Genomic DNA, 18,192 nt, shown 5'->3' with positions numbered 1-18,192 from the left:
CGCCCCGCGTGACGCCGGTCGCCCTGCATACCGTCTTCGAGGCCCTGGCCTACGCCATCGGCTTCCGCACTTTTCTGTGGACGCGCCGCAAGCTGGCGCCCCAGGCCTTCAGCCATGACGACCACGTGGCCTGGGTGGCCGTCGGCGCCATCGTCGGCGCCGCCCTGGGCGCCAAGCTGGCGTTCTGGCTGGACGACCCGCTGGCCGCCTTCCGCGACTTCCCCAACCTGTGGCATCTGCTGGAGGGCAAGTCCATCGTCGGCGCCCTGCTCGGCGGCCTGGCCGGGGTGGAGCTGGCCAAGAAGGTCGGCGGCGTGCGCAATTCCACCGGCGACGCCTTCGTGCTGCCGCTGACGGTGGGCATGTGCATCGGCCGCATCGGTTGCTTCCTGGCCGGCCTGAACGACCACACCTATGGCAACCCGACCGCGCTGCCCTGGGGCGTCGACTTCGGCGACGGCCTGCCGCGGCATCCCACCCAGCTCTACGAGATCGCCTTCCTGCTGGCGCAGTACGCGCTGATCCATGCGCGCCGCCAGGCGCTGGCCGAACCCGGCGATCGCTTCCGCGCCTTCATGATCGGCTACCTGTCGTTCCGGCTGCTGGTCGAATTCATCAAGCCCCTGCCCTACACCTATCTGCATGCGCTGTCCGGCCTGCAGCTGCTGTGCGTGGCGGGGCTGCTTTACTACCATCGCGAGCTGCCCCGCATCCTGCGGGCGCTGTTCGCCAGGAGGGGCGCATGGGAGCCAAGGTAAGGCCGTACCTGTTCTACGACAGCGCGATCTCGATCTGCAGCACCTGCCTGCACCGGGTCGAAGCGAAGATCCTGATCAAGGACGAGCGCGTCTACCTGGAGAAATGGTGTCCGCAGCACGGCCGCGAGCGCGTGCTGCTGGCCGACGATGCGGCGTATTACCGGCAGTGCCGCGAGGTCTACATCAAGCCACCGGAACTGCCGCGGCGCTTCAACACGCCGCAGCACTACGGCTGCCCTTACGACTGCGGCCTGTGCCCCGAGCACATGCAGCACTCCTGCCTCACCCTGGTGGAGATCACCGACCACTGCAATCTGCGCTGCCCGGTCTGCTATGCCGAAAGCGGCCCGCACCGCCCGGGCTTCCGCGACCTGGCCACGGTGGAGCGCATGCTCGATGCGGTGGTGGCGAACGAGGGCGAGCCGGACGTGGTGCAGATCTCCGGCGGCGAACCCACCCTGCATCCGGATTTCTTCGCCATCCTGGACGCGGCACGGCAACGCCCGATCCGCCACCTGATGGTCAACACCAACGGCCTGCGCATCGCCAAGGAGCCGGACTTCGCCGCGCGCCTGGCCGAGTACCAGCCGGGCTTCGAGCTGTACCTGCAGTTCGATTCGCTGCGCGACGACGTGCACAAGGACCTGCGCGGCGCCCGCCTGCGCGACGTGCGCCTGAAAGCGCTGGAGCATCTGAACCGCCACGACATCTCCACCACCCTGGTGGTGACGGTGAAGAAAGGCCTCAACGACGGCGAGCTGGGCGAGATCATCGACTTCGCGCTCACCCAGCCCTGCGTGCGCGGCGTGACTTTCCAGCCGATCCAGGCGGCCGGACGGCTGGAAGGCTACGAACCGGAGCGCGACCGCCTCACCTTGAGCGAAGTGCGCCGGCGCATCCTCGAACAGAGCCCGCTGTTCCAGCCCGACGACCTGATCCCGGTGCCGTGCAATCCGGACTGCCTGGCCATGGCCTATGCGCTGAAGCTCGGCGGCCAGGTGCTGCCGCTGACCCGCTTCGTCTCGCCGGAAACCCTGGTGAGCAAGGGCCGCAACACCATCGTGGTGGAGCGCGACGAGGAACTGCGCGCGCACGTGTTCGAGCTGTTCGCCACCAATCATTCGCCGGAATCGCAAGCCTGCTCGCTGTCGGACCTGCTGTGCTGCCTGCCGCAGGTGCAGGCGCCGGACGACTTGTCGTACCGCAACGTGTTCCGCGTGCTGATCATGCAGTTCATCGACGCGCACGGTTTCGACCTGCGCGCGGTGAAGAAATCCTGCGTACATATCGCGCAGCCAGACGGCCGCATCGTGCCGTTCGACACGTTCAACCTGTTCTACCGCGACGACAAGGCCGAGAAGCTGCGCGTCTTGCGGCAGGAGATCGATCAGGCGCGCGCCATCGAGAGGAGCAACGCATGAGCGAGCAGCAACCCGGCACCGAACCCGTGCAGCGCCCACCCGCCGCGCCGGCACCGAAGGACCAGGGTTCGCTGTGGGGCGGCATCGGCCTGGCCTGGGCGGTGATGGTCGGCGGCGAAGCGGTGCTGTTCTCGGCCGGCCTGGTCGCCTGGGTGGTGCCGCCGGTCGCCATCGTGGTGTGGGCGGTGGTGCTGCTGATCCAGGGCCGCACGCGCACCGGTCGCGGCATGCTGCTGGGACTGGCCTCGATCGTGGCGGTCGCCCTGCTGCTGGTGGCCGCCTGTTTCGGCCTGCTGATGAGCGGCGGCGGCCTGCACTTCGATTGAAGCGGGCGCCGACCGCGGCCGGCGCCCCTCGCGGTCAGGCGGCGAAATGCCAGGCCACGTACAGCGCGAACACACCGTACAGGCCGCCCACCGGCACGATCCAGCGCGCATCCACGCGGCCGCGGCGGAACAGCCACCACAGCGCGATCACCGCCACGCCGGTCAGTACGCCGGCCACCATCAGCGGCGCATCGAACAACCACGGCGTGGCGAAGATCGCCAGCGCACTGGGGATGGTGGCCTGGATCATCATGGCGCCGGAGATATTCGCCAGCGCCAGCCGCTCCTTGCCCTGGCGCACCCAGATCAGCGCATTCACCGTCTCCGGCAGCTCGGTGGCCACCGGGCTCAGCACCAGCGCCACCAGATGCGGCGACAGCTGCAGCGCCAGGCCGATCGCTTCGATCTGCTTCACGAAGGTATGCGAAGCGAAGGCGATCACCAGCAGCGCCAGCGTGGTCTGCAGCAGCACGCGCGACAGCGCGGGGTCCAGCGCCTTGGGCTGGAATTTCAGCGGTTCCAGTTCCTCTTCTTCCGGCGCGGTGTCGGCGTTCTGCAGCTCGCGCCACACATACAGGCCATACGCGGCCAGGAACAGCACGCCCAGCCAGGGCTTCCACGCGAACGCGATCAGGCCCAGGCCGCACTTGACCACGAAGATGCCGAGGAACCAGCTCTGGTCGCGCGCCAGCCGTCCATGCTCCACGCGCACCAGGTTGTCGGTGCGCTGCAGTTTGCGGCGATTGGCCCACAAGGCCAGGCCGACCACCGCGTAGGCGATCGTGGCCAGCACCAGCGGGCCGCCCAGCGCGGCGCCGACGCCGATGTCCTTCTGCTCGGGCGTGCGGCCCAGCACCACGGCGACGAAGGTGACGGCGCTTTCCGGCAGCGCCGTGCCGAACGCGGCCAGCACGGTGCCGGTGGCGGTGGCGCCGAGATTGAGCTTGCGCCCGAACCACTCGACGCCGTTGACGAAGTATTCGCAGGCGACGTAGATCGCGCCGGCCGAAAGCAGGAACAGGAATGCGGTGAGCATGGGCATAGATCCTAGGCCGGGCGAGCGGATAACCGATGGCAACGACGCACCTCGCCCGGCCGGGCAAGCGCGTCGCGCCAAAGGTCTCGCCGGGCATGCGGCCACCGTGACCGGTAGCGGCTGCCATTCGCGCCATGAAGCCGAAGCTTCAAGTCTGTTGACGCGAATTCCTCTGGTAGTGGAAGCGAAGCTTCCGGGAGCGAGGATGGCTACTCCCCAATGACAACGGGCGGCATGGTAGCGGCGCCGCCGGGCCGGGGCAAGCGGATCAGCCGTTCAGGCGCTCGGCCAGCATGGTGTCGATGTTCCAGGCGCCGGGCTGGCGGCCGGCCAGCCAGTGTGCGGCTTCGATGGCGCCGCGGGCGAAGATCGAGCGGTCGGTGGCGCGGTGATTGAGCTCCACCCGCTCGCCCTGCCCGATCACCCACACCTCGTGCTCGCCGACGATGTCGCCGCCGCGCACCACGGCAAAACCAATGCTGCCGTGCTCGCGCGGGCCGGTGGTGCCTTCGCGGGCGTAGACGGCGCTGTCGCTCAAGGAAACGTTTCGTCCGGCAGCCGCCGCTTCGCCCAGAGCCAGCGCAGTGCCGGAGGGCGCGTCTACCTTGCGGCTGTGGTGGGCTTCGAGGATGTCCAGGTCCCAGTCCGGCAAGGCCGCCGCGGCTTCGCGCACCAGGCGGCGCAGCACGGCCACACCGAGGCTGAAGTTGGCGGCGCGCAGCACGGGGATATCGTGCGTGGCGGCAGCGAGTTGATCCTGCAGCGGCTGATCCAGCCCGGTGGTGCCGGTGACCAGCGCGATCTTGTGCGCGCGGCAATGCGCAAGCGCCGCACCGAGACCGGCGGGACCGCTGAAATCGATCGCCACCTCCGGCGCCACGGCCGGCCATTCGCGGGTGTAGCGCAGGCCTTCCTCGCCGGCATGCACCGGCTCGCCCAGCCGCGACGACGAGGCCAGCGCCGCCACCACCTCGAACCGCGCATCGTCCTTCAGCAGGTCCAGCAAGGCCCGTCCCATGCGGCCCGTGGCGCCGACGACGGCGAGGCGGAGAGGACGGCTCATGCGGGAACTCCTGCGGACGGTGAAGCGGCGATGCTAGCGCCGGCGAGAACCAAAGTTTACGAAGTGACGCGCGACCAGAACTGCTTCACGCCATCCACCCAGGTCTTGGCGCGCGGCGTGTGCTTGTCGGCGTCGTCGTGGGCGAAGGTGGCTTCCAGCTGTTCCATCAGGTCGCGCTGCTGCTTGGTCAGGCGCACCGGCGTCTCCACCACCACGTGGCAGATCAGGTCGCCCGTGCGCCCGCTGCGCACCGACTTCACGCCGCGGCCGCGCAGGCGGAACTGCTGCCCGGTCTGGGTTTCCGGCGGCACCTGGATCGACACTTCGCCTTCCAGCGTCGGCACCAGCAGCTCGGCGCCGAGCGCGGCCTGGCCGAAGCGGATCGGCAGCTCGCAGTAAAGATCGTTGCCCTGGCGCTGGAAGATGGCGTGGTCGCGCACGTGCACTTCCACGTACAGGTCGCCGGCCTCCGCGCCCGCGCCGCCGGCTTCGCCCTGGCCGGTGAGGCGGATGCGGTCGCCGCTGTCCACGCCGGCCGGAATGCGCACCGACAGCGTGCGGTTTTCTTCCAGGCGGCCTTCGCCGCGGCAGGGGCGGCAGGGTTTCTCGATGGTCTGGCCGGCGCCGCCGCAATGCGGGCAGGTCTGCTGGATCGAGAAGATGCCGTTCTGCATGCGCACGCGGCCGTGGCCGTTGCAGGTGCGGCACTGCGCGGTCTTGCCGTCTTCGGAGCCGGAGCCGTTGCAGTGGTGGCAGTTCACCTGGGTCGGCACCTGGATGCTCTTCTCGACGCCGAACACGGCTTCCTCGAGATCCAGTTCCATCAGGTAACGCAGGTCGGCGCCGCGGCGCGTGCGTCCGCGCCCGCCGCCGCCCATGCCGAAAATATCGCCGAAGATGTCGCCGAAGATATCGCCCATGTCGCCGAAGCCGCCGGCGCCGCGCCCGCCCATGCCGCCTTCGAAAGCGGCGTGGCCGTGCTGGTCGTACATCGAGCGCTTCTGCGGATCGGACAGCACTTCGTAGGCCTCCTTGGCCTCCTTGAACTTCTCCTGCGCATGCGGATCGTCCGGACAGCGGTCCGGGTGGTACTTCATCGCCAGGCGGCGGAAGGACTTCTTCAGCTCGACCTCGGTCACCGTCCGTTCGACGTCGAGGATTTCGTAGTAATCGCGCTTGCTCATGCTGGTTTCCGACTTGGATCGCATTCCATGAATCGGAAGCGATCCATGTCTTCTCTAAGGTTCCTTCACGAAACAGCCCGCGCCTCGGTTTCCCCAGGCGCGGGCTGCGTCAGATCGGCCATGACGGCCGCTCCATCACTTCTTGTCGTCGCCCTTCACTTCGGTGAACTCGGCATCGACCACGTCGTCGGCCGGACCGGAGTGACCGCCCTGCGGGCCGGCCTGCGGGCCGCCAGCAGCGCCGCCCTGGGCCGCCGCATTCAGCGCCTGCGCGGCCTGCTCGAGCTTCTCGATCTTCGCTTCGATCGCGGCCTTGTCGTCGCCGTCCTTCGCCTTTTCAAGCTCCGACAGCGCGCCTTCGATCGTGCTCAGCTGCTCGCCCGGCACCTTGCCGCCGTGTTCCTTCAGCGCGCTGCGCGTGGCGTGCACCAGCTGGTCGGCCTTGTTGCGGGTGCTGACCAGTTCCTGGAACTTCTTGTCTTCTTCCTTGTTGGCCTCGGCGTCCGCGACCATGCGGGCGATCTCTTCCTCGGACAGGCCCGAGCCGGCCTTGATCTCGATCTTCTGTTCCTTGCCGGTCTTCTTGTCCTTGGCCGACACGTGCAGGATGCCGTTGGCGTCGATGTCGAAGGTCACTTCGATCTGCGGCATGCCGCGCGGCGCCGAATCGATGCCGGTGAGGTCGAACTTGCCCAGCGACTTGTTGGCGCTGGCGCGCTCGCGCTCACCCTGCAGCACGTGCACGGTCACCGCGGTCTGGTTGTCGTCGGCGGTGGAGAACACCTGCGAGGCCTTGGTCGGCACCGTGGTGTTCTTCTCGATCAGCTTGGTCATCACGCCGCCCATGGTCTCGATGCCCAGCGACAGCGGGGTTACGTCCAGCAGCAGCACGTCCTTGACCGAACCGCCCAGCACGCCGCCCTGGATCGCGGCGCCCACGGCCACGGCTTCATCGGGGTTGACGTCCTTGCGCGGCTCCTTGCCGAAGAAGTCCTTCACCGACTCCTGCACCTTGGGCATGCGGGTCTGGCCGCCGACCAGGATCACCTCGTCGATGTCCGAAACGCGCAGGCCGGCATCGTTCAGCGCGGTGCGGCAGGGTTCGATGGTGCGCTTGACCAGGTCTTCCACCAGCGCTTCGAGCTTGGCGCGGGTCAGCTTGATGTTGAGGTGCTTCGGGCCGGAGGCGTCGGCCGTGATGTACGGCAGGTTCACTTCGGTCTGGTGGCTGGAGGACAGCTCGATCTTGGCGCGCTCGGCGGCGTCCTTCAGGCGCTGCAGGGCCAGCGGATCCTTGCGCAGATCCATGCCCTGGTCCTTCTTGAACTCTTCCACCAGGTAGTCGATGACGCGCAGGTCGAAGTCTTCGCCGCCCAGGAAGGTGTCGCCGTTGGTGGCCAGCACCTCGAACTGCTTCTCGCCGTCGACGTCGGCGATCTCGATGATCGACACGTCGAAGGTGCCGCCGCCGAGGTCATACACCGCGATCTTGCGGTCGCCGCCCTTCTTGTCCAGGCCATAGGCCAACGCAGCCGCGGTCGGCTCGTTGATGATGCGCTTCACTTCCAGGCCCGCGATCTTGCCGGCGTCCTTGGTGGCCTGGCGCTGGCTGTCGTTGAAGTACGCCGGCACGGTGATCACCGCTTCGGTGACCGGCTCGCCGAGATAGTCTTCGGCGGTCTTCTTCATCTTCATCAGCACCTTCGCCGAGATCTCCTGCGGCGCCATCTTCTTGCCGTCGGCGGTGTTGACCCAGGCGTCGCCGTTGTCGTGCGCGAGGATGCCGTACGGCACGATATGCAGGTCTTTCTGCACTTCGGCGTCGGTGAACTTGCGGCCGATCAGGCGCTTCACCGCGTAGAAGGTGTTCTTCGGGTTGGTCACGCTCTGCCGCTTGGCCGGCGCGCCCACCAGCACTTCGCCGTCCTTGGTAAAAGCGACGATCGAAGGCGTGGTGCGATCGCCTTCCGAATTCTCGATGACCTTGGCCGTGCTGCCGTCCATGATGGCGACGCAGGAATTGGTCGTGCCCAGGTCGATGCCGATGATCTTGCCCATGATGTATATGCTCCGAATCTCGATGCGGCCCCGCGGCCGCGATGTCTGGTCAAATGGGGCCCGGCTCAGGCGATTCAACGCGCCGGCGGACCCTCGTCTGGTGTTTTGAAGCTGTCGGCGTGGCCGCGTTCAGGCGGCTAAACCGAAGTCAGTCCCTGGCGACCGCGACCAGCGCGGGACGCAGCAGGCGGTCGTTCAGCACGTAGCCCTTCTGCAGCACGCTGACCACCGTGTTCGGCGCCTGGCCGGGCGCATCCACCATGCTCACCGCGTGATGGCGCTCCGGATCCAGCGGCTGGCCGACCGGGTCGACCTGCACGAGACCGTTGTTCTCGGCGATCTTCAGCAGCGACTTGAGCGTGAGCGCGATGCCCTCGCGCACGCTGGCCACGTCGCCGCCTTCCACCGTCAGGCCCATTTCCAGGCCGTCGTACACCGGCAGCAGTTCGTTGAGCAGCTTCTCGTTGGCGAAGCGGCGGGCCTGCTCGACGTCGCGGTGCAGGCGGCGGCGCTGGTTCTCGATCTCGGCCTTCTCGCGCAGCACGGTGTCGCGCAGATCCGTGTTGGCGGCTTCGAGTTCGGCGACCCGGGCCTTCAAGGCCTCGAGTTCGGCATGGGCCTGCGCGTCCGGCGCGTTGGCCTCGGGCGCCCCGGTGGGCACCTGCTGGTCGTTGTTCTGCATGAAAGACTCCAAAACCCAAACATGGCCGGCACGGCGTGCCGACCTCCCAACCTTGCGCGGGTAACCCCGCCTCCCGTGGCGGTTATAAGGCCGTGGCGGCGCGATTCAAGGCGTCGCTCAGCACGCCGGCCGTGGCCTGCACGACCGGGATCACCCGCTCGTAGGCCATGCGGGTGGGGCCGATCACCCCGACCGCCCCCAGCACGCGCCCCTGGGTGCCGTAGGTGGCGGTGACCACGCTGCAGCCGTCCAGTGCCGCGAAGCCCGATTCCTCGCCGATGAACAGCCGCACGCCCGGCGCCCGGGCGCACACTTCCATCAGCTGCAGCAGCTCGTTTTTCTTCTGGAACGCCTCGAACAGCTCGCGCAGGCGCTCCAGGTTGGCCAGCTCGGCGTAGCCCATCAGGTTGGTCTGGCCGCTGACCAGCACGTCGTCGCTCTCGCTCTGCGGCGCGAACGAGGCCGCCGCCAGCTCCACCGTGCTGGACATCATCCGGTTCAGTTCGCTGCTGGCCTCGCGCAGCTCGCGCAGCAGGTGCCCGCGGATGTCGTCCAGGCGCAGCCCGGCGAAATGCGTATTGAGGTAATTGGCGGCCTGTTCCAGCTCGCCCGGCTCCAGCGGCTTGGCCAGCTGGATCACGCGGTTCTGCACCTGGTTGTCGGAGAACACCAGGATCACCAGCACGCGGGCTTCCGGCAGGGCCACGAAGTCGATGTGGCGCAGCGGGAAATCGGCCTGGCGCGGCACCGTGACCACGCCGGCGAAATGGGTCATGGCCGAGAGCAGGCTGGACACGTTGCCCAGCAGGTCGCGCGTGGTGGTGGGGCCGGCCGGCAGCTCGCGCTGCAGGCGGGCCATTTCCTCGTGCGGCAGCGGCTGCAGCTCGATCAGGCTGTCCACGAACAGGCGCAGGCCGCGCGGCGTCGGTACGCGGCCGGCCGAGGTGTGCGGCGAGGCGACCAGGCCGGCGTCTTCGAGGTCGGCCATGATGTTGCGGATGGTGGCGGGGCTGACGTCCAGGCCGGAGGAGCGCGACAGGGTGCGCGACCCCACCGGCTCGCCGTCGGCCAGGTACTGCGCAATCAGCGTGCGCAGCAGCCGCCGGGCGCGGATATCCAGGTCGTGGGCAAGAGGTCGTGACATGCGCGCTGTGGCAATCCGTGAGACGGCTAAGAAATAAGGTTTGGTCCGGTAGTTTGCAAGAAAACCGGACAGGCGGGGGCTGGTACCGGGGGCGTTCAGGCCCGCTCCTCCCCGCCGGGGTCTGCCTTTACAATCCTCCGACTCACCGACGCGATACCCCATGCTTACCTCGCTCTACGTCCGCCATTTCGCAGTAGTAGAAGAAGCCGAGATCGCCTTCGGCCCCGGCCTTACCGTGGTCAGCGGCGAGACCGGCGCCGGCAAGTCCCTGCAGGTCGACGCCTTGCTGCTGCTGGCCGGCGGCCGCGCCGACAGTGGCATGGTCCGCGCCGGCAGCGACCGTGCGGAACTGGCCGCCGAATTCGACCTGGCCACCCTGCCCGAGGCCCGCGAGTGGCTGCGCAGCGAGGAACTCGACGAAGAGGACGGCAGCTGCCGCCTGCGCCGGGTGATCCGCGCCGAGGGCAGCTCGCGCGCCTGGATCAACGGCCGCCCGGCCAGCGCCAGCCAGCTCGGCGAGCTGGCCACCCTGCTGGTGGAGATCCACGGCCAGCACGAACACCAGGCCCTGCTGTCGCGCGCCCACCAGATGGCCCTGCTGGACGCCTACGCCGGCCACGACGAACTGCTGGCCCAGGCACGCGACAGCGCCGTGCAGTGGCGCGAGGCCGGCGCCCGCATCCGCAAGCTGAGCGGCGGCGAAGACCGCGAGCAGCGCCTGGAACTGCTGCGCCACGAGGCGGCGGAACTGGAGCAATGGGTGCTGGCCCCGGCCGAACTCACCGAGCTCGAAGCCAGCCACAAACGCCTGGCCAATGCCGGCCGGCTGGCCGAAGGCGCCTCCGGCGTGGCCGAGCTGGTCGACGGCGACAGCGAGCTGGCGCTCAGCCGCGCCCTGGCCCGCGCCCACGCCGACCTGGACAAGCTGGCCGCCCTGGACGACCGCCTCGCCCCGCTGCTGCAGCTGCTGGACGACGCCGCCATCCAGCTCGGCGAAGCCGCCGACGGCCTCAATCGCTACGCCCAGGACGTGGACCTGGACCCGGAGCGCTACACCGAGGTCGACACCCACCTCACCCGCCTGCACGAGCTCTCGCGCAAGCACCGCACGCCGGTGTCCGACCTGCACGAGAAAACCGCCGCCCTGCGCGCGGAACTCACCGAACTGGAAGGCGCCGGCGACGCGCTGGAACAGCTGGCCGCCCAGCGCGACCAGCTGCGCCGCGACTACGACGCGGCCGCCACCAAGCTAAGCAAGGCCCGCACCGCGGCCGCCGCCAAGCTGGGCAAGGAAGTCGGCGCACTCATGTCGGAACTGGGCATGGCCGGCGGCCAGCTGGCGATCGAACTGGAACCGGCCGGCAGCGACGAACCGGACCCACAGGGCCGCGAGCGCTGCGAACTGCTGGTCAGCGCCAACCCCGGCCAGCCGCCGCGCCCGCTGCGCAAGGTGGCCTCCGGCGGCGAACTGGCGCGCATCAGCCTGGCCATCGAAGTGGCCACGCTGGGCAAGGACACGGTCGGCACCATGGTGTTCGACGAAGTGGACACCGGCATCGGCGGCGCCGTGGCCGAAGTGGTCGGCCAGAAGCTGCGCGCCCTGGGCGGCCTGCGGCAGGTGCTGTGCGTCACCCATCTGCCTCAGGTGGCGGCGCAGGGGCATGCGCACCTGCGGGTGAGCAAGCACAGCGACGGCAGTTCGACGCAGACGCGGATCGAGAAGCTGGATGCGAACGGACGTCGCGACGAGCTGGCGCGGATGCTGGGCGGGGTGGAGATCACCAAGGAGACGCGGGCGCATGCGAAGCAGATGTTGGATCGGGCGCAGACGGCCTGAGTTCCGCGGCAACCTTCAAGGATGAATCCTTCTCCCTTTGGGAGAAGGTGGCGGCAGCCGGATGAGGGTTCGGGCGAAGCGAAGCGCCCCACTCCGGCCGTACCCTCACCCCAACCCCTCTCCCGGTGGGAGAGGGGCTCAAAACATCAGCCCTTCCCCTCGCGCCGCGGCAACAACCCCCGCTCGCTCGCCATCCGATAAAGATCCAGTTCCGACCCCGCCCCCAGCTTCCCCATCAGGCTGGCGCGGTGGATGTACACGGTCTTCTGCCCGATCCCCAGTTCACCCGCCACCTGCTTCGGCGCACGCCCTTCCGCCAGCAGCAGAAACACCTCGCGCTCGCGGCTGGTAAGGCGGTTGATCGGATCCAAGGCCTCGCTCGGCCGTTCGGCCCGGCGCTGGCGCAGGTCCGAACTCAGGAAACACTCGCCCTGCATCACCGCCCGCAGGCCGGCCACCAGCTCTTCCGGCGCCACGCCCTTGGTGACGTAGCCGCTGGCGCCGCGGCGCAGCGCTTCGGAAACATAGGGTTCGCCGTCGTGCATGCTCAGCACCACGATGCGGGTCTGGTCGGCCACGCTGCGCAGGTGCTCGATCAGCGGCAGGCCGCTGCCGTCCGGCAGGGAGAGGTCCAGGGCGACCAGGTCGGGGCGGCGCTGGCTCACGGCTTCCACCGCGTCGTCGGCGCTGCGGCACTCGGCCACCACCTCGAGGTCGGGTTCCAATTCGATCAGCCGCTTGAAGCCTTCGCGGACTATGGCGTGGTCATCGACCAGGACGATGCTGTACATGGGTCCGCACTGTATAGCAGCCCCCGGCCCTTTGCCCACGGGGCCACCTCAGCGTCCAAATTCGAATCCTTCTCCCTCCGGGAGAAGGTGGCGGCAGCCGGATGAGGGTCCGGGCGAAGCGGTGCATATCACTCTGCATCGACCACCCCTGATCTCTCTCAGCAGCCGCATGTACCATCGCCGCCATGCTTTCGAGACCCCTGTTCCTGCCCTGGGCCGGCATCCTGGCCTGCGTCGGCTATTTCCTGCTGTGGCTGCTGCTGTGGCCGACCGAGCAGCCCTATTGGATGCTGCCCTACGGCCTGCGCTTCGGCGCCCTGCTGCTGTCGCCCACGCGGATGTGGCCGTGGCTGCTGTTCGCCGAATTCGGCGCCACCACCCTGCTGGCGCTGACCCAGGGCATGCCGCTGGGCTGGCAGGGGCTGATCCTGGGCGAGCTGCCGGAACCGGTCGTGGTGACGCTGTGCCTGTGGCTGATGCGCCGTGCGCAGCTGCACGTGAGCATGCGCGACCCGGAAGACGTCTCGCGCCTGCTGCTGTCCGCGGCCTTCACCGTGGCGGCGACCACGGTGGTGGATGCGGCGATCCTCACCGCCGTGCACGCGGTGCCTTCCTCGCAGTTGCTGATGCGCGCGCTGGGCCAGGACCTGCTGGGCAATTATGTCGGCACCCTGCTGGTGGTGCCGCTGCTGATCATGCTGTTCCGCGCGCATCTGGAGCATCGCGCGCTGGCCAACCTCACCATGGACGGCCTGCTGGTGATGCTGCCGGCGCTGGCGATTCTGCTGCTGCTTTCTTCGCACCCCGCGCCGCAGCCGCAGTTCGCGCGCATTCTGTCGCTGGCGCCGGTGCTGTTCTTCGCCTTCCGCCACGGCTGGCGCGGCGCCAGCCTGGCCATGCTCATTTCCAGCCTGGGCATGACGGTGGTCGACCATTTCGCCGGCCGCCCCGCGCCGGAAGCGCCTGCACAATTGTTCCTCGCCGTCGCCGGCACCGGTGCGCTGATGCTGGGCGCGGCCACCGACGCACTACGCCGCAGCAGCGAGCGCGTGGCCGAGCAGAACGTGTACCTGGCCGCGGTGAATCGCCGCCTGGACCAGCTCGCCCGCCAGCTGCGCGACGCCGCACGCGGCAACCTGCAGGCCGAGGAAAACCAGCGCCGCCACATGGCCGCCGAACTGCACGACGAGCTCGGCCAGAACCTCACCGCCATCTCCACCCATCTGAAGCTGGCGCAGGCGCGTCTGGCGCAGGCGGGCATGGACGATATCGGCCTGTCGATCAACGGCATCCTCGGCCACATGCGCCGCGCGCTGCATCGCCTGCTGGACGACCTGCGCCCCGCCGTGCTCGACGAATTCGGCCTGCTGCGCGCGCTGGACGAAGGCCCGATCCGCGATCTACTCGCCACCGCCGGCGTCATCTACCGCACCGACCTGCATGGCGACCCGCGCCTGCTCGACGAAGACACCCGCACCGCGATCTACCGCCTGGTGCAGGAGAGCGCGACGAATGCGGTGAAGCATGCGCAGGCGTCCACTTTCCAGCTGCGTTTGCGCATCGGCGAGCGCCAGGGCGGCGCGCTGGCGCTCTTGGATATCCGCGACGACGGCGTGGGCCTGCCCACCCGCATGCCGCGCGGCGGCCGCGGCCTGCAGGGCATGCGCGACCGCGTGACCTCGCTGGGCGGCGTGTTCCGCCTGCGCCCGGAATCGCAGGGCGTGCACCTGCGCATACTGCTGCGCAGCAGCAATGCGAACGGCTTCACACAGCGGCTGTAGACCGTTCCAGAAAGTTCCCACTTCTAGGAAATTTTCCAATACCGGGCTCGTGAACAGCTCGTTAGCATCCTTCCCATCGATGTGGGGGAGCCACCATCGCAAGATGGTGAGCCATGCCAACCGTGGGGACGGTGGGCATGAAGAACGGCAGGAAGCCGTTCCGCCGCTATCGGAAGGCATAGCCTGACAAACTGGCGAGCAATTCGCCCCGTCAGGAAGCCGATCGGTAGCGGATCAGCCGCCGGGTGGACAGGAGTCCTCCCGCGGCTTTTTTTATGGGCGAAGGTTTTTCCGCCCCCTCCAGCAATGAATCCCTTCTCCCCTCCGGGGAGAAGGTGGCGGCAGCCGGATGAGGGGCCGCTCTAGCCACGGGTTTTCTACGAAGCGAGGAAAAGCTCTTTAGGGCTTTTCTCGACCCTCAGCACCCCGCTCCGCCCGCCCCCTCACCCCAGCCCTCTCCCCGGCGGGGAGAGGGGGCAAAAAAAAGCCGGCGGCTGGGCCACCGGCTTTTTTTCATCCCAATGAAACTCAACGCCCGCGCGGCTTCGGCCGCACATACAGCACCAAACTGTGATCCTCGATCACATACCCATGCCGCGCCGCGATTTCATGCTGGAGGCGTTCGATCTCCTCGCTGACGAACTCGATCACTTTTCCGCTGTCCACGTCGATCATGTGATCGTGATGCTTGCCGCGATCCAGTTCGTAGACGGCCTGGCCGCCTTCGAAATTGTGCTTCACCACGATGCCGGCGGCCTCGAACTGGGTGAGTACCCGGTACACGGTGGCCAGGCCGATGTCTTCCTGGTGGGCGAGCAGCTTCTTGTAGATGTCTTCGGCGGTGAGGTGGTGAGCCTCCTCCTCCTCAAGAATCTGCAGGATGCGCATGCGGGGGTGGGTGACTTTCAGCCCGGCTTTGCGCAGTTCCTTGGTTTCCTGTTCCATCGCTCGACCTCCAGGCACACGGTGCCATCAACTCGATAGTGTATCATCCGCCACCTTCACGATCCGGACGCAACACGCATGCACAAGCTGATCCGCACGCTGGGTTTCGCCTTGCTGGGCCTGTCCCTGGCCAGCTGCCGACTCGTCTATACCCCCGACGTGCAGCAGGGCAACCTGCTCGACAAGAAGAACGTGGATCAGCTCAAGCCCGGCATGACCAAGCGCCAGGTGCTGGTGCTGATGGGTTCGCCCTCGGTGGCCACGCCGTTCGACCAGAACCGTTGGGACTACGTGTCCACCCAGCAGCACCGCGGCGGCCCGATCAAGGTGCGCACGCTGAGCCTGAGCTTCAATAACGACAGCCTGGTGCGCACCGAAGGCGATTTCTTCGCCGAGGACGCCAAGAAGCTGGTCGAGGAGCAGAAGAAGTTCCGCGCCGGCTACCCGGTGGACGAGACCTCGGGCGACAAGACCAAGACGCCGGAAGAGCAGAAGAAGGACGGCAACACCTTCCCGACCGGCAACAACGGCGGCAACTAAGCCGTCAGGTGTTCTGGGCGCGCCGCCGGCGCGCCTCTTTCGGATCGAGGCTGAGCGGCCGGTAGATTTCCACCCGGTCGCCGTCCTCCAGCACCTGGTCCGGCGCTGCCTTGCGGGAAAACACGCCCAGCCGCGCCGGGTCGATCTGCAGCCCCGGCACCTGCGCCATCAAGCCGGACGCCTCGATCGCCTGCATCACCGTGGCGCCGGCCGGCAGTTCCACCGGCAACACCCACTGGCGGCCCGCTTCCGCATAGGCCACTTCCACCGCGATGCGCTCAGCCATAGGTGCGCTCCGCCTCGCGGCAGAAATCCTCCACCATGCGGCTGGCCAGGCCCTGGAAACCCAGCTTGAGGGCGGTGCCGCCCAGCTTGCTGGCGTAGTCGAAATCGAGGGCGAAGTTGATCTTGCAGCCGGCGTCGCCCAGGGGCAGAAAGTCCCACACGCCGTCCAGGCTGCGGAACGGACCATCCACCAGGCTCATGTGCAGCCGGTGCGGACGCTCGGTGGTATTGCGGGTGGTGAAACTCTGGCGCAGGCCGGCGAACTTGAGATCCAGCCGCGCCACCAGCATGTTCTCCCCGCGCTCCAGCACGTCGGCGCCGGCACACCAGGGGAAACGCTTTGGGTATGCTTCGACATCGTTGACCAGGTCGAACATCTGCGCCGGGGAATACTTCACCAGCGCGCTGCGGCGGATCTCGATCACATCAGCCTCTTCTTCGAATCACTCGGTGCGGCCCCCGGCCGCATCGCCAGCGGGGTCGTCGGCCCCGAAGTTTAGCGGACATGGCCAAGGCTAAGGACAAAGACAACAAAGGCAGCGGCACCATCGCGCTCAACAAGCGCGCCCGCCACGAGTACCACATCGACCAGCGCTACGAGGCGGGCATCGCCCTGCAGGGCTGGGAGCTGAAGGCGCTGCGCGCCGGCCGCATCAATTTCGGCGACAGCTACGCCATCGTGCTGAGGGGCGAGATCTTCCTGGTGGGCACCTCGATCCCGCCGCTGATCAGCGCCTCCACCCACGTGGTCGCCGAGGACCGCCGCACGCGCAAGCTGCTGCTGCACCGCGAGGAGATCGACCAGCTCGTCGGCGCGGTGGAACGCAAGGGCTACACCCTGGTGCCCATGGCCATGTACTGGAAGGGCAACAAGGTGAAGGTCGAAGTGGGCGTGGCCCGCGGCAAGCAGGCGCACGACAAGCGCGAGACCGAGAAGGAACGCGACTGGCAGCGCGAGAAGCAGCGCACCATGCGCGCCCACAACCGCGCCTGAGGCTCGGCCCTAAAGCGGCGTGACGCTAAAGCTGCGGCCTCAGGCGAGGCCCAGCTTCATCGCATCGTTCGAAGACTTGAACCCGTGGCGCTCGTACAGCGCCCTGGCCCGCGCATTGGCATGCAGGGTCAGCGCATCCACGCCCTGCTCCCGCGCCGCCGAGCCCACCGCCGCCAGCAGCGCCGTACCGATGCCACCCTGCCGCTGCGCCGGCTTCACGTAGACATTGAGCAGGTACCAGCCCTGCCCCGTCGGATAATTCGCCGAAGGCATGTGCGGATAAGGATTGACCGCCGCACTGCCCACCACCCGCCCCTCGTGCTCCGCCAGCCAGGCATGCAGCCGGCCGGCCTGCAGCGCGGTTTCGATCCAGTCGCGCAGATGGTCGGAAAACCCATCTGGCAGCCGCTGCCCCATTTCCTCGAGGAAGGCGCAGCGCAGTTCCGTCAGCTTGCCCGCGTCGCTCTGTACCGCCAGCCGAATCCTGGTCATGTGTTTTCCCCTGTCGTCTGCGTGGGCCAACGATAGCGGCAGAGTGCGGTGCATCCGCAAGCTTGAAGTGAGCCCGTGCGGCTCCATATACTGTCGCGTTCCAGCAATCTTTTCCCCGGGGGTGTCCTGGCTTCGACGGGGGTAGTGAGATAGCTTGGTGCATGCCGAGGGGGCGACTTTCCTCGTAAATCCAGTTGCAAACTTATAGTTGCCAACGACGACAACTACGCTCTGGCCGCTTAAGGCCTAGCCCCGAACCCACTTGTGCTCGTGCTCGTGGATGTAGGGTCACTATCACGAGATCGCCCGAAGCTGCCGCCTGTCGGTAAGGGTTAAATCAAGCAGGCTGGTCCTTCGATGCGCTTCGCACACTGTGCTGTCGCGGGATGAGATCTAACGGTGAGCTAAGCATGTAGTACCGGGCGTCAAACGCCTTCGGACGCGGGTTCGACTCCCGCCACCTCCACCAATACGGCCATCTAAGTGATTTAATTACTTAGATGGCTTTTTTATTGGTTGGTATTGAATGGTTCTGCTTGGTCTCGGTTGGTCCACTTTTGGTTACGTCTGAGAGAGGCCTGAATGTCACCTGCTGATCCGCTGTGCGCCGTCCGACTTGTTTCCGATTCCCCCGGAGTTCTATCAGCCGTTTGGTCTGCAATTGCCCCGCTTTTAGGTGTCGGTCTTGGTGGCCTGATTACCTATCGAGCAACCGTAGTTGTGGAAGATTGGTACGCCCCCGATTCCGTAGACACCTGATAGTGTCTATTGAGGATCGGAGGATCTATGACCAGCAAACGTTTCACCGACGAGTTCAAAGCTGAAGCGGTCAAACAAGTTAACGAGCGCGGCTAC

The 18,192-nt window shown here is 67.3% G+C and carries 18 protein-coding genes, 1 other RNA gene and 1 riboswitch; of the genes, 8 read left to right on the top strand and 11 right to left on the bottom strand.

Annotated features, from left to right (window positions below; translation table 11 throughout):
• Window positions 1-8 precede the first annotated feature (8 nt).
• The 3 genes from KK141_RS20085 to KK141_RS20075 are packed head-to-tail and all read left to right on the top strand — an operon-like array spanning window position 9 to window position 2,505.
• On the top strand, window positions 9-758 hold the full coding sequence (locus KK141_RS20085; RefSeq protein WP_214571899.1) for a prolipoprotein diacylglyceryl transferase family protein: 750 nt from the start codon (window positions 9-11) through the stop codon (window positions 756-758).
• The gene (locus tag KK141_RS20080; protein WP_214571901.1) at window positions 743-2,179 is read left to right on the top strand and encodes a radical SAM protein; all 1,437 of its coding nucleotides are present in this window, start codon (window positions 743-745) and stop codon (window positions 2,177-2,179) included. The genes KK141_RS20085 and KK141_RS20080 overlap by 16 nt, the downstream gene beginning before the upstream one ends.
• Entirely contained in the window at window positions 2,176-2,505 is a 330-nt protein-coding gene (locus tag KK141_RS20075) for a hypothetical protein (RefSeq protein ID WP_214571902.1), read from the top strand. Before KK141_RS20080 ends, KK141_RS20075 begins: the two co-directional genes overlap by 4 nt.
• A gap of 34 nt (window positions 2,506-2,539) precedes the next feature.
• Here KK141_RS20075 and KK141_RS20070 read toward each other — a convergent pair whose 3' ends face one another.
• The 6 genes from KK141_RS20070 to hrcA form a co-directional block, all read right to left on the bottom strand.
• The gene (locus KK141_RS20070) at window positions 2,540-3,541 is read right to left on the bottom strand and encodes a sodium:calcium antiporter (protein WP_214571903.1); all 1,002 of its coding nucleotides are present in this window, start codon (window positions 3,539-3,541) and stop codon (window positions 2,540-2,542) included.
• 37 nt (window positions 3,542-3,578) lie between these two features.
• A riboswitch (yybP-ykoY riboswitch) is annotated at window positions 3,579-3,771 on the bottom strand.
• A 38-nt stretch (window positions 3,772-3,809) separates the two neighbouring features.
• A complete protein-coding gene (gene dapB / locus KK141_RS20065) occupies window positions 3,810-4,604 on the bottom strand; it encodes a 4-hydroxy-tetrahydrodipicolinate reductase (protein ID WP_214571904.1) in 795 nt (264 codons plus the stop codon).
• A gap of 56 nt (window positions 4,605-4,660) precedes the next feature.
• Window positions 4,661-5,788: a molecular chaperone DnaJ gene (gene dnaJ, locus KK141_RS20060; RefSeq protein ID WP_214571905.1), complete on the bottom strand. Its 1,128-nt coding sequence runs from the start codon at window positions 5,786-5,788 to the stop codon at window positions 4,661-4,663.
• A 135-nt stretch (window positions 5,789-5,923) separates the two neighbouring features.
• Window positions 5,924-7,846, bottom strand: coding sequence for a molecular chaperone DnaK (gene dnaK, locus KK141_RS20055; protein ID WP_214571906.1), 1,923 nt, complete (start codon window positions 7,844-7,846; stop codon window positions 5,924-5,926).
• Between the two features lie 148 nt (window positions 7,847-7,994).
• Window positions 7,995-8,528 (bottom strand): nucleotide exchange factor GrpE, encoded by a 534-nt coding sequence (gene grpE, locus KK141_RS20050; RefSeq protein WP_214571907.1) that lies wholly within the window; start codon window positions 8,526-8,528, stop codon window positions 7,995-7,997.
• 82 nt (window positions 8,529-8,610) lie between these two features.
• Complete coding sequence (hrcA, locus tag KK141_RS20045) at window positions 8,611-9,672, bottom strand: heat-inducible transcriptional repressor HrcA (protein ID WP_214571909.1); 1,062 nt, start codon at window positions 9,670-9,672, stop codon at window positions 8,611-8,613.
• 160 nt (window positions 9,673-9,832) lie between these two features.
• On the opposite strand from hrcA, the gene recN reads away from it, so the two are divergent.
• Window positions 9,833-11,509 carry a DNA repair protein RecN gene (gene recN / locus KK141_RS20040; protein ID WP_214571910.1) on the top strand — a complete coding sequence of 559 codons (1,677 nt, stop codon included), beginning with the start codon at window positions 9,833-9,835 and terminating at the stop codon, window positions 11,507-11,509.
• Window positions 11,510-11,655: 146 nt separating this feature from the next.
• On the opposite strand, the gene KK141_RS20035 is transcribed toward recN, so the two are convergent.
• Window positions 11,656-12,300, bottom strand: coding sequence for a response regulator transcription factor (locus tag KK141_RS20035; RefSeq protein WP_026634366.1), 645 nt, complete (start codon window positions 12,298-12,300; stop codon window positions 11,656-11,658).
• 185 nt (window positions 12,301-12,485) lie between these two features.
• Between KK141_RS20035 and KK141_RS20030 the strand changes: the two genes are divergently transcribed.
• Entirely contained in the window at window positions 12,486-14,081 is a 1,596-nt protein-coding gene (locus tag KK141_RS20030) for an MASE1 domain-containing protein (protein WP_214571912.1), read from the top strand.
• A gap of 528 nt (window positions 14,082-14,609) precedes the next feature.
• Here the strand turns inward: KK141_RS20030 and fur are convergent.
• Complete coding sequence (fur, locus tag KK141_RS20025; protein ID WP_167257702.1) at window positions 14,610-15,026, bottom strand: ferric iron uptake transcriptional regulator; 417 nt, start codon at window positions 15,024-15,026, stop codon at window positions 14,610-14,612.
• Window positions 15,027-15,104: 78 nt separating this feature from the next.
• On the opposite strand from fur, the gene bamE reads away from it, so the two are divergent.
• Window positions 15,105-15,566, top strand: a complete 462-nt coding sequence (gene bamE, locus KK141_RS20020) for an outer membrane protein assembly factor BamE (RefSeq protein WP_167257703.1) — start codon at window positions 15,105-15,107, stop codon at window positions 15,564-15,566.
• A 4-nt stretch (window positions 15,567-15,570) separates the two neighbouring features.
• Here bamE and KK141_RS20015 read toward each other — a convergent pair whose 3' ends face one another.
• Both KK141_RS20015 and KK141_RS20010 read right to left on the bottom strand, forming a co-directional pair.
• Window positions 15,571-15,852 (bottom strand): RnfH family protein, encoded by a 282-nt coding sequence (locus tag KK141_RS20015; RefSeq protein ID WP_214571913.1) that lies wholly within the window; start codon window positions 15,850-15,852, stop codon window positions 15,571-15,573.
• Window positions 15,845-16,276 carry a type II toxin-antitoxin system RatA family toxin gene (locus KK141_RS20010; protein WP_214571917.1) on the bottom strand — a complete coding sequence of 144 codons (432 nt, stop codon included), beginning with the start codon at window positions 16,274-16,276 and terminating at the stop codon, window positions 15,845-15,847. The genes KK141_RS20015 and KK141_RS20010 overlap by 8 nt, the downstream gene beginning before the upstream one ends.
• Before the next feature lie 80 nt (window positions 16,277-16,356).
• Here KK141_RS20010 and smpB point away from each other — a divergent pair, with 80 nt between their 5' ends.
• Window positions 16,357-16,845: an SsrA-binding protein SmpB gene (smpB, locus tag KK141_RS20005; protein WP_167257706.1), complete on the top strand. Its 489-nt coding sequence runs from the start codon at window positions 16,357-16,359 to the stop codon at window positions 16,843-16,845.
• A 39-nt stretch (window positions 16,846-16,884) separates the two neighbouring features.
• On the opposite strand, the gene KK141_RS20000 is transcribed toward smpB, so the two are convergent.
• A complete protein-coding gene (locus KK141_RS20000) occupies window positions 16,885-17,337 on the bottom strand; it encodes a GNAT family N-acetyltransferase (RefSeq protein ID WP_214571919.1) in 453 nt (150 codons plus the stop codon).
• Between the two features lie 117 nt (window positions 17,338-17,454).
• Here KK141_RS20000 and ssrA point away from each other — a divergent pair.
• Window positions 17,455-17,806: a transfer-messenger RNA gene (gene ssrA, locus KK141_RS19995) on the top strand.
• Window positions 17,807-18,192 lie beyond the last annotated feature (386 nt).

The sequence above is a fragment of the Dyella sp. LX-66 genome, from assembly GCF_018599165.1.
Classification (GTDB): Bacteria; Pseudomonadota; Gammaproteobacteria; order Xanthomonadales; family Rhodanobacteraceae; genus Dyella_D; species Dyella_D marensis.
This window is presented reverse-complemented; position numbering and strand designations above follow the sequence as displayed.